This window comes from Marinococcus sp. LNHM4E3-1 (assembly GCF_056034405.1).
This window is the reverse complement of sequence record NZ_JBQLID010000011.1, coordinates 99233-106784: the sequence shown is the minus strand read 5'-3', so window position 1 is coordinate 106784 and position 7552 is coordinate 99233. Positions and strand designations below refer to the sequence as shown.

Sequence of the window (7552 nt, the reverse complement as noted above, 5' to 3'; positions counted from 1 at the left end):
GACGAAACCGAGGATTCCGGCGCCTCCACTGACGAAGAGGATTCCGCTGAGGACTCCTCTTCTGCTCCTTCCGGGGATGGTGGCTCTGACGAGACTGAAGACTCCGGCGCTTCCACTGACGAAGAGGATTCCGCTGAGGACTCCTCTTCTGCTCCTTCCGGGGACGGGGGTGCTGAGGATACCGGAGAGTCTGAGGCCTCGTCTACAAATGAAGAAGCCCCTGGCGAAAATTCTTCGCCAGAGACTTCAAGTGATACTGAAAATGAAACAGATGAAAGCAGTTCTTCCGAACAAGAAGAGTAGGGAAGTAAAAAGCCATTATGTATTGAAATTAAGAATTAAGCCATCTGGGCCAGTCCAATCCACACCAGTAATATTGCAATAGGCACTGAAACCATTCCTGCTGTCCGCAGAAAACGTCGATTTTCTTTACTTCCTTTAAATATTAAATAGAAACTTTCCAGTAAAATAATAATACCGATAATTAAAGCAACCAAGACCGCCTCGCCCCCTTTCTATTCTTTCTGTATATCATACCTGAAGGGTCATTAGAAATAAAGAAGCCTCCGTACATGATAAGTACGGAGGCTTCTTACATTTTCACACTCTAGTCTTCCATAGTAGAAAGATCACCAGTAGGTAGATCAAGCTCCCATGCTTTCAAGACACGGCGCATAATCTTACCACTTCTTGTTTTCGGAAGTGATTTACGGAATTCAATTTCTTTCGGCGCAACGTGACCAGCAAGTTCTTTTTTCACGAAGTTTTGAATTTCTTCCTTCAACTCGTCTGAAGCTTCATATCCTTCCCGCAGGGCTACAAATGCTTTAATGATTTCCCCGCGTACCGGGTCCGGCTTACCAATAACCCCTGCTTCACCTACAGCCGGGTGTTCAACCAGTTTGCTTTCTACTTCAAATGGTCCGACTCTTTCACCAGCAGTCATGATGACATCATCTACACGACCCTGGAACCAGAAGTAGCCATCTTCGTCCATATAAGCAGAGTCACCGGATACGTACCAGCCGTTCAATTCAAAATAGCTGTCAAATTTTTCTTTTCTATTCCAAATAGCTCTCATCATTGCCGGCCAGGTTGGCTTGATAGCCAGATTACCCATTCGGTTCGGCGGAAGCTCATTTCCCTGATCATCGACAATTGCACCGTAGACTCCTGGGATTGGTTTCCCCATGGACCCGGCTTTAATTGTCATTGCCGGGTAGTTACATATCATCATTGCACCTGTCTCTGTCATCCACCATGTGTCATGAATGCGGAGATTAAATGCTTTTTCACCCCAGCGTACCACTTCTGGATTTAACGGCTCCCCGACACTCAAAATGTGTCGCAGCGAAGAAAGATCATATTCTTTCACAAGCTCGTCCCCGGCGCTCATGAGCATCCGGAAAGCAGTTGGTGCACTATACCATACGGATACATTGTATCTATCCAGAGTATCATACCAGTCCTGTGCGCTGAAGCGGCCACCTCGCACCACGTTTGTTACGCCGGCAAGCCATGGACCGAATATACCGTAGGATGTGCCAGTTACCCAGCCAGGATCGGCTGTACACCAGTATACATCCCCGTCTTTCAAATCCAACACCCATTTCGCTGTCTGATAGTGCTGTATCATGGCATTGTGTACGTGATAAACGCCCTTAGGCTTTCCAGTAGACCCTGAAGTATAATGCAGGATCAGTCCGTCTTCACGGTCTACCCATTCCGGTTCAAAATCGCTGCCCGCCTGCTGAAGTCTTGCATCAAAATCCAAAAATCCGCCTTTTTCATCATCTACGCCTCCATGGATGAACACCGTTTCCAGATTTGGAAGATCATCAAACGGTACCCGTTCTACTAACTGAGGCGTTGTAACGAGTGCTTTTGCTTCGCTGTCTTCAAGACGGTCCCGGACAGCTCCTTCCATGAAGGCTTCAAACAATGGGCCAACGATAGCGCCCACTTTAATTGCACCTAGAAGAGCAAAGTAAAGTTCGGGAGAACGGGACATGAAAATGAAGACGCGGTCTCCTTTCTCAATACCTGCTTCTTTCATTACATTTGCTGCTTTGTTTGTGTATTTTTTCATATCCGCAAATGTATACTCCTCTTTGCGGCTTCCATCTAAATAATGAAGTGCTACCTGGTTTTGCTTATCAGGATTCTCAGCATGGCGATCAATTGCTTCGTATGCCATGTTTACCTTTCCTGTTTCGTGCCAAGAGAATTGTTTTTCGATTTCCGACCAGTCGAAGTTTTGTTTTGCTTCTTCGTAGTCTTGTAGGTTGTAATTTCCGTCAATTGGTGGAAGCGTTTGCACTTTCATTTGAAACATTCCCTTCTATCGATCTTAATTTGCACAAATTCATTATAATATAAGTTCATACATTGTTCAATTCTTTCATTTCTTAATATTCTCATTTCTTCCACCAATCTGAAGTAATTTTCTGATATGATAATAATGTAAGCAGTACCATAGGTGGATGAAGGATGGTGTACATGATTCACAAAAAGACCTATTATTCCAGGGAAATCGCATGGAACAACCACACTTTGCTCATGGAGGGCCCTGTTTCCGGTAAAACACTTCACGATTACGACTTTCATCCAGGCCTTACAGCGTTTCGTTCCCATGAAGAACAAAAAAAGGCATTGATTGGCATTGCTGATCTTCCTGAAGGGCGTATTAATATTGTCGCTGATGGCAAAACGATTGTCGGCTATGTCACATTTGTCTATCCGGATCCTTTAGAGCGCTGGTCGGAAGCCCGGCTGGACAGTCTCCTGGAGCTTGGGGCCATCGAAATAGCCAAAGAGTACAGGGGAGCTAAAATTGGCAAACGTCTGTTAGAGTTTTCTGTGCTCGATGATGCCATGGAAGACTATATTATCATTACCACAGAATACTACTGGCACTGGGATCTCAAATCGAGCGGCTTAACCGTATGGGAATATAGAAAGCTTATGGAAAAAATGATGAATGCCGGCGGGCTCGAATGGATGGCCACAGATGATCCTGAAATTTGCTCTCACCCCGCAAATTGTTTAATGGTAAGAATTGGCTCACGTGTATCAGATACCGATATTCAACAATTTGATAACGTTCGTTTTACTAATAAATTTATGTTTTAACCGCCTGCACAGAGGAGGAATGTTTGCTTGTTCGTGGAAGAAATTATGGTTAAAGACGTCATAACAATTGAACGAACCACGCTTATACGCACAGCTTTGGAGCTTTTGGAAAAACACCGCATCCGGCATATACCTGTGATTGACGAAAACCGTTATGTCGTTGGTATTGTAGCGGACAGGGATATCCGCGATGCCAGCCCTTCCATTTTTCAGCCCGGCGATGATAAAAAAGAATTGGAACAGCCCGTTTCCACAATTATGACTTTTCCCGTCGTTACCATCATGTCCTATGATCTGATGGCTGATGCTGCAGTAGTCTTATACGAGAACGATATCAGCGCTCTACCTGTCGTTTCCTCAGATGATAAACTGGTCGGCATACTGACTGAAACCAACGTTCTGCATACGTTAGTAAAAATGACAGGAGCCAATCAGCCGTCCTCCCAGATAGATGTTGTTGTTCCTAATTTATCCGGACAGCTGGCAGAATTATCATTGATTTTTAAAGAAAAAGGAACAAACGTTATCAGTGTACTGCTCTTTCCACACAATGAAATTGATAAGCAGGTGCTCAGCTTCCGGGTGCAGACAATGGATCCCCGAAGACTGATTGCTGCTATTGAAGAAAAAGGGTACACCGTACAATGGCCGAGAATGCCGGAGCCAGGATCATGACAATGAATCACGCTCTCGTTTATTCTCCGGATATGCCGCAGTACAAATTTAATGACGATCATCCTTTCAGCCCCCTCCGTCAGCAAATTACCTTTGATCTGCTATTGGAAATAGGGGCAATCAATGACAATCAGCTTATTCCGTCACGGATGGCAACGGACGAAGAAATAATGCTTGTACACGACCAACATTATGTGGAGGCGGTTAAAGCCGCCGGAAAAGGCGAGCTTAGTATTGGCGTTGCAAATAACTATGGCCTCGGAACAGAAGATACACCTATTTTTGACCATATGCATGAAGCTTCTGCCACGCTTGTCGGTGGTACTCTTCAGGCTGTTGAAACGGTTCTCTCAGGTAAAGCAACTCATGCTTTCCACCTTGGCGGAGGCCTGCATCATGGCTTTCAGGGAAAGGCTTCGGGCTTTTGTGTATATAATGACAGCTCCATTGCCATTGAATACGCACGTAAACACTTCGGTGCACGCGTTTTATATGTTGATACCGATGCCCACCACGGAGATGGAGTCCAGTTTTCTTTTTACGAGGAACCAGATGTCTGCACACTGTCGATTCATGAAACAGGAAGATACCTGTTCCCAGGTACCGGCAGCGTTGGTGAGAAAGGCGCAGGACAGGGCTACGGCACTTCCATTAATATACCAGTGGACGCCTTTACAGAGGATGACTCTTTTCTTCATTGCTATGAAACAGCATTGCGGGAAGCAGCCGAGTTTTTCAAACCGGACGTCATTTTTACACTTAACGGAGCAGACGCGCACTATTTCGACCCACTCACTCATCTCTCCTTAAGCATTGAATCATACAAGGCCATTCCTGCTATCGCTCATCAAGTAGCCCATGAATACTGCGGTGGCAGATGGATTGCAGTAGGCGGCGGGGGCTACGACATGTGGAGAGTCGTACCAAGAGCCTGGGCGGCCGTGTGGCTTGAAATGAGTGAGCAGACCCAATTATACGAACAAAACTGTCCAGAAGAATGGCGGAGCCGCTGGGGAACAAATGCGCCTATTGAGCTTCCAACCAAATGGCAGGATCCGGAGCAAATGTATGCTCCGATCCCAAGACGACCGGAAATTGAAGAAAAAAATATACGTTCATTAGAAAAAGCTCTTTTTCATATTAGAAATGAAAAAAGGCCGTGATTATAAGAAAAGTAAGGGAAGCAGCCAGGCTGCTTCCCTTATTTTTCGGGGATAGTCGTTGATTGTCTGTACTCCAGACGGTGTGGAAGGACTACAGTGCTTTCATCCACTTCCTCTTTGTTCATAAACTTCGTCAAAAGCCGCATGGAAACTGCCCCGATATCATACATCGGCTGTACTACGGTCGTTAATGTCGGCCTTACCATTGTCGCAAGACGTGTATTGTCAAAGCCGATGACATTTACCTGATCCGGTACGCTGAAGCCATCATCCTGAAGCCCGTGAATAACACCGAGAGCCATTTCGTCTGTAGAAGCAAAAATCGCAGTTGGAGGGTTTTCAAGCTTCATCAGGGACTGGGCAGCCCGTAGTCCGGAATCATATGAATAATCTCCTACTGTTACTAATTCCTCCTCAAAAGTAATATTGTTTTTATTCAGAGCTTCCTTATATCCGCTGAATTTTTTATATCCATTTACCGGATCCTCAAGAGAGCCGGAAACCATACCGATCCTCTGATGGCCGCCTTCGATCAGTTCTTCTACAGCGTCAAAAGCAGCATCTGCATAATCAATATTTACTGAAGGTACTTCCTTATTTTCATCAACTGTCGCAGCCAGAACGATCGGCACCGGGGAGTGCTTGAACTGTTCCACATGCTCCTCAGTAATTTCGCCGCCCATAAATACAATCCCATCCACCTGTTTTTCAAGCAGCGTATTAATCAGATTAATTTCGCGGTCTTTATTCTGGTCGGAGTTGCTCAGGATGATATTGTATTTATACATCATCGCAATGTCTTCAATCCCCCGGGCCAGTTCGGCAAAGAAAATGCTTGATATATCCGGAATAATTACACCGACAGTGGTCGTTTTTTTGCTTGCAAGACCACGTGCTACAGCGTTTGGACGGTAACCGAGCCCTTCAATGGCATCCAGCACCTTTTTTCTTGTAGCTGGCTTCACGTTTGGATTGCCGTTCACTACACGCGAGACGGTCGCCATTGAAACGCCAGCCTCTCTTGCTACATCATAAATTGTTGTATTCACTAGTAATCCTCCTTCAAGTCCCTTTCATCCACTTCTTAACAGATGATGCTATCATATAATAATGGTTATCGCCTCTGCAATTCATTTATGAAAACTTTTCATGACTTCCTGTCAGCAGGATATATTCAAGGTTGTTCTGTTCTTCACAATCACAGATTTTCCAATCATACCATATTAAACACAAAACGTCTTTATTCTTGATTTGGCTTGTTTTCAATTGTTTTCATTTTACTATGTTTTCATGCTTATTTTCAAGAAAACGCTATCAAATAATTTAAATTAATCAGCAGGACTTATCACATAAAAAAGCACAGGACGCCCTGTGCTTTTGTACTGAATTATGATTTGTATAATCCGGAAGCCCGTAAAGAATCCAGGAACGATTCAAATTGAGCAAGATCCATTTGCTGAGCGGAATCAGAAAGAGCAACAGCTGGATCAGGGTGTACTTCAGCCATGACTGCATCTGCACCGATAGCAAATGCTGCACGTGCTGTTGGTTCAAGCAGATCTCTTCTGCCCGTAGAGTGTGTCACATCCACCATTACTGGAAGGTGTGTTTCTTTTTTCAGAATTGGTACTGCAGAAATATCGAGGGTGTTTCTCGTTGCTTTTTCGTACGTACGGATGCCACGTTCGCAAAGAATAATATTTTCATTCCCTTTAGCCAGAATGTATTCAGCACCTTTAATCAATTCATCGATAGTCGAAGACATGCCGCGTTTCATTAAGACAGGTTTGTCTACGCCGCCCACTTCTTTTAACAGTTCAAAGTTTTGGGAGTTTCTCGCACCGACCTGAATAACGTCGAGGTAATCCAGTGACATCTCTACATCCTGCGGGCTCACAATTTCGCTGATCACTACCATATCCAGTTCATCAGCTACACGGCGCAGAATTTCAAGGCCTTCTTTGCCAAGTCCCTGGAAATCGTACGGGGAAGTTCTCGGCTTGAATGCCCCGCCGCGCAGAAGGCGAATGCCCTGGCTTTTCATGAATTTAGCTACTTCATATACCTGTTCGTAGCTTTCTACGGAACAAGGACCTGCAACAAGACGCTGAGAACCGTCTCCGATTTTCTCACCCTTCAGGTCAACAATTGTATCTTCAGGCTTTTTCTTCCGGGATACCAGCAGTTCTTTACGATTATCGTCCTCCTGAAGCTCAAGGCCTGCCTGGAAGATTTGTTTGAAAATATGCTGAACCGTAGAAGTGTAGAAAGGCCCTTCATTATGTTCTGCAATATGATCAAGCATATGGCGCTCACGTACCGGATCGAACCGCTTCTGTCCAGACTTGCTTTTTACGTCCCCGATTTCCCGGACCAAGCGTCCACGTTCATTAATCAGTTCCAATAGCTTTACGTTCACATCATCCAATTGTTCTCTCAGGGCATCTAACTGTTCGTTACTCATACTCTCCACTCCTTCAGTCAATTACTTATCTTTTCGATTACGCCCCATTATAAACGAAGAATTCTGTTCTGTCAGCCCTTTTTTCTTTATTTCTTAAACGCTTTTAAGTGTTAAAGTA

Annotated in this window: 8 protein-coding genes; 4 read left to right on the top strand and 4 right to left on the bottom strand. The window is 44.8% G+C overall.

The features are described 5' to 3' along the window. On the top strand, window positions 1-303 hold a 303-nt coding region (locus tag ACTRXI_RS12515; RefSeq protein ID WP_474262999.1), incomplete at its 5' end, for a hypothetical protein. Window positions 304-338: 35 nt separating this feature from the next. On the opposite strand, the gene ACTRXI_RS12510 is transcribed toward ACTRXI_RS12515, so the two are convergent. Both ACTRXI_RS12510 and acsA read right to left on the bottom strand, forming a co-directional pair. After that, entirely contained in the window at window positions 339-497 is a 159-nt protein-coding gene (locus ACTRXI_RS12510; protein ID WP_176967740.1) for a hypothetical protein, read from the bottom strand. 110 nt (window positions 498-607) lie between these two features. Further along, entirely contained in the window at window positions 608-2326 is a 1719-nt protein-coding gene (acsA, locus tag ACTRXI_RS12505) for an acetate--CoA ligase (RefSeq protein ID WP_319631057.1), read from the bottom strand. 173 nt (window positions 2327-2499) lie between these two features. On the opposite strand from acsA, the gene ACTRXI_RS12500 reads away from it, so the two are divergent. From ACTRXI_RS12500 to ACTRXI_RS12490, 3 genes are read left to right on the top strand one after another with little or no spacing between them, the layout of a single operon-like run. Next, complete coding sequence (locus ACTRXI_RS12500; RefSeq protein WP_322526385.1) at window positions 2500-3132, top strand: GNAT family N-acetyltransferase; 633 nt, start codon at window positions 2500-2502, stop codon at window positions 3130-3132. A gap of 33 nt (window positions 3133-3165) precedes the next feature. Beyond that, window positions 3166-3807 carry an acetoin utilization AcuB family protein gene (locus ACTRXI_RS12495; RefSeq protein WP_474263003.1) on the top strand — a complete coding sequence of 214 codons (642 nt, stop codon included), beginning with the start codon at window positions 3166-3168 and terminating at the stop codon, window positions 3805-3807. Next, entirely contained in the window at window positions 3804-4970 is a 1167-nt protein-coding gene (locus tag ACTRXI_RS12490) for an acetoin utilization protein AcuC (RefSeq protein WP_474262997.1), read from the top strand. The genes ACTRXI_RS12495 and ACTRXI_RS12490 overlap by 4 nt, the downstream gene beginning before the upstream one ends. A 38-nt stretch (window positions 4971-5008) precedes the next feature. Here the strand turns inward: ACTRXI_RS12490 and ccpA are convergent, their stop codons facing one another. Beyond that, window positions 5009-6019: a catabolite control protein A gene (ccpA, locus tag ACTRXI_RS12485; protein ID WP_474262995.1), complete on the bottom strand. Its 1011-nt coding sequence runs from the start codon at window positions 6017-6019 to the stop codon at window positions 5009-5011. Between the two features lie 338 nt (window positions 6020-6357). Beyond that, the gene (locus ACTRXI_RS12480) at window positions 6358-7434 is read right to left on the bottom strand and encodes a bifunctional 3-deoxy-7-phosphoheptulonate synthase/chorismate mutase (protein WP_022795222.1); all 1077 of its coding nucleotides are present in this window, start codon (window positions 7432-7434) and stop codon (window positions 6358-6360) included. Window positions 7435-7552: the final 118 nt, after the last annotated feature.

What these genes read in the sequence shown, in the direction of transcription:
- acsA (WP_319631057.1), bottom strand. Translation starts at nt 2,326, where the DNA reads ATGAAAGTGCAAACGCTTCCACCAATTGACGGAAATTACAACCTACAA.
- ACTRXI_RS12500 (WP_322526385.1), top strand. Translation starts at nt 2,500, where the DNA reads ATGATTCACAAAAAGACCTATTATTCCAGGGAAATCGCATGGAACAAC.
- ACTRXI_RS12490 (WP_474262997.1), top strand. Translation starts at nt 3,804, where the DNA reads ATGACAATGAATCACGCTCTCGTTTATTCTCCGGATATGCCGCAGTAC.
- ACTRXI_RS12480 (WP_022795222.1), bottom strand. Translation starts at nt 7,434, where the DNA reads ATGAGTAACGAACAGTTAGATGCCCTGAGAGAACAATTGGATGATGTG.